Below are 2,500 nucleotides of genomic sequence, written 5' to 3'. Positions count from 1 at the left end.
TTCCTCCGGGTACTTAGATGTTTCAGTTCTCCGGGTTTGCTCCTCTTACGAGGTAATACATCTTCAATGTATTGGGTTGCCCCATTCGGACATCTGCGGATCAATTCGTGTGTGCCAATCCCCGCAGCTTTTCGCAGCTTACCACGTCCTTCTTCGCCTCTGAAAGCCTAGGCATCCGCCATACGCCCTTAACGATTTCTTTCCTATTTTTAGGTTACTCAAGCGCTTTATGCGCTCGGTTTTCTCTTTGTGATGTCTTTACCGTTAATGTCAATGATCTTAATTTCTTCTCTTCCAACTGATGAACAAATGTTGTTTTTGGCTCCATTCGTAACTTTTAAATCAGTCTTCCAAAACTGTGGAGAATAAGGGAGTCGAACCCTTGACCTCCTGCGTGCAAGGCAGGCGCTCTAGCCAGCTGAGCTAATTCCCCCTCTAGTAGACTTCAGATTCCAGATTCCAGATATCAGACTTAAAATCTGATGTCTTGTATCTTATATCTTCCCGTCTTTTTAATTAGTAGTCTCGGGCAGGCTCGAACTGCCGACCTCTACATTATCAGTGTAGCGCTCTAACCAGCTGAGCTACGAGACTGTCTGTTAGACTAACAGATTTCAGATAATAGATGGCAGGCTCGAACTGCCGACCTCTACATTATCAGTGTAGCGCTCTAACCAGCTGAGCTACGAGACTGTCTGTTAGACTAACAGATTTCAGATAATAGATATCAGATTAAACTGACCATCTTACCTTCATCCTTGTCTCTCTCAATCCCTTTACTAATTTCTAGTGGGTTTTGTATTTTTAATATAAATCAACCAAACAAAAAACTAAAGCTATTGCTTTAAGTAAGTACTTTGTGTCTAGGACACTAATTTTTTTATCGTCTTAAAGACGCTCTAAAATGAGATGTTCCAGCCGCACCTTCCGGTACGGCTACCTTGTTACGACTTAGCCCTAGTTACCTGTTTTACCCTAGGCAGCTCCTGTTACGGTCACCGACTTCAGGTACCCCAGACTTCCATGGCTTGACGGGCGGTGTGTACAAGGCCCGGGAACGTATTCACCGCGCCATGGCTGATGCGCGATTACTAGCGATTCCAGCTTCATAGAGTCGAGTTGCAGACTCCAATCCGAACTGAGACCGGCTTTCGAGATTTGCATCACATCGCTGTGTAGCTGCCCTCTGTACCGGCCATTGTATTACGTGTGTGGCCCAAGGCGTAAGGGCCGTGATGATTTGACGTCATCCCCACCTTCCTCTCTACTTGCGTAGGCAGTCTCACTAGAGTCCCCAACTTAATGATGGCAACTAGTGACAGGGGTTGCGCTCGTTGCAGGACTTAACCTAACACCTCACGGCACGAGCTGACGACAACCATGCAGCACCTTGAAAAATGTCCGAAGAAAAGTCTATTTCTAAACCTGTCATTTCCCATTTAAGCCTTGGTAAGGTTCCTCGCGTATCATCGAATTAAACCACATAATCCACCGCTTGTGCGGGCCCCCGTCAATTCCTTTGAGTTTCAAACTTGCGTTCGTACTCCCCAGGTGGCTAACTTATCACTTTCGCTTAGTCTCTGAAGCCGAAGCCCCAAAAACGAGTTAGCATCGTTTACGGCGTGGACTACCAGGGTATCTAATCCTGTTCGCTCCCCACGCTTTCGTCCATCAGCGTCAGTTGTTGCTTAGTAACCTGCCTTCGCAATTGGTGTTCTAAGTAATATCTATGCATTTCACCGCTACACTACTTATTCCAGCTACTTCAATAACACTCAAGACCTGCAGTATCAATGGCAGTTTCACAGTTAAGCTGTGAGATTTCACCACTGACTTACAGATCCGCCTACGGACCCTTTAAACCCAATAAATCCGGATAACGCTTGCACCCTCCGTATTACCGCGGCTGCTGGCACGGAGTTAGCCGGTGCTTATTCGTATAGTACCTTCAGCTACTCTCACGAGAGTAGGTTTATCCCTATACAAAAGAAGTTTACAACCCATAGGGCCGTCGTCCTTCACGCGGGATGGCTGGATCAGGCTCTCACCCATTGTCCAATATTCCTCACTGCTGCCTCCCGTAGGAGTCTGGTCCGTGTCTCAGTACCAGTGTGGGGGATCACCCTCTCAGGCCCCCTAAAGATCGCAGACTTGGTGAGCCGTTACCTCACCAACTATCTAATCTTGCGCGTGCCCATCTCTATCCACCGGAGTTTTCAATACCGAATGATGCCATTCAGTATATTATGGGGTATTAATCTTCCTTTCGAAAGGCTATCCCCCAGATAAAGGCAGGTTGCACACGTGTTCCGCACCCGTGCGCCGCTCTCAAGTTTCCGAAGAAACTCTACCGCTCGGCTTGCATGTGTTAGGCCTCCCGCTAGCGTTCATCCTGAGCCAGGATCAAACTCTCCATTGTATGTTTGTCTGACTCACTCAAAGTTTTTAACGCTTTAGTTTTTCCTTACTTGGTTGTTATATTGTATGTCAATGATCTTTT

The 2,500-nt window shown here is 46.9% G+C and carries 3 tRNA genes and 2 rRNA genes (1 of these 5 cut by a window edge); all 5 read right to left on the bottom strand.

The features are described from left to right. A 23S ribosomal RNA gene (locus BOQ64_RS05475) occupies nt 1-202 on the bottom strand (it extends 2,556 nt beyond the left edge of the window). Nucleotides 203-359: 157 nt separating this feature from the next. Then, nucleotides 360-433, bottom strand: a tRNA-Ala gene (locus BOQ64_RS05470). 87 nt (nt 434-520) lie between these two features. Further along, nucleotides 521-594, bottom strand: a tRNA-Ile gene (locus BOQ64_RS05465). Between the two features lie 32 nt (nt 595-626). Further along, nucleotides 627-685: transfer RNA gene (locus BOQ64_RS05460), tRNA-Ile, on the bottom strand. A 217-nt stretch (nt 686-902) separates the two neighbouring features. Continuing rightward, nucleotides 903-2,419 (bottom strand): 16S ribosomal RNA (locus BOQ64_RS05455). Together the 16S and 23S rRNA genes with 3 tRNA genes alongside form the textbook arrangement of a ribosomal RNA operon. Between the last annotated feature and the right edge of the window lie 81 nt (nt 2,420-2,500).

The organism is Chryseobacterium sp. CH25, from assembly GCF_004119455.1.
GTDB lineage: Bacteria > Bacteroidota > Bacteroidia > Flavobacteriales > Weeksellaceae > Chryseobacterium.
The sequence above is the reverse complement of the archived record's forward strand: the minus strand, read 5'-3'. Positions and strand labels throughout refer to the sequence as shown.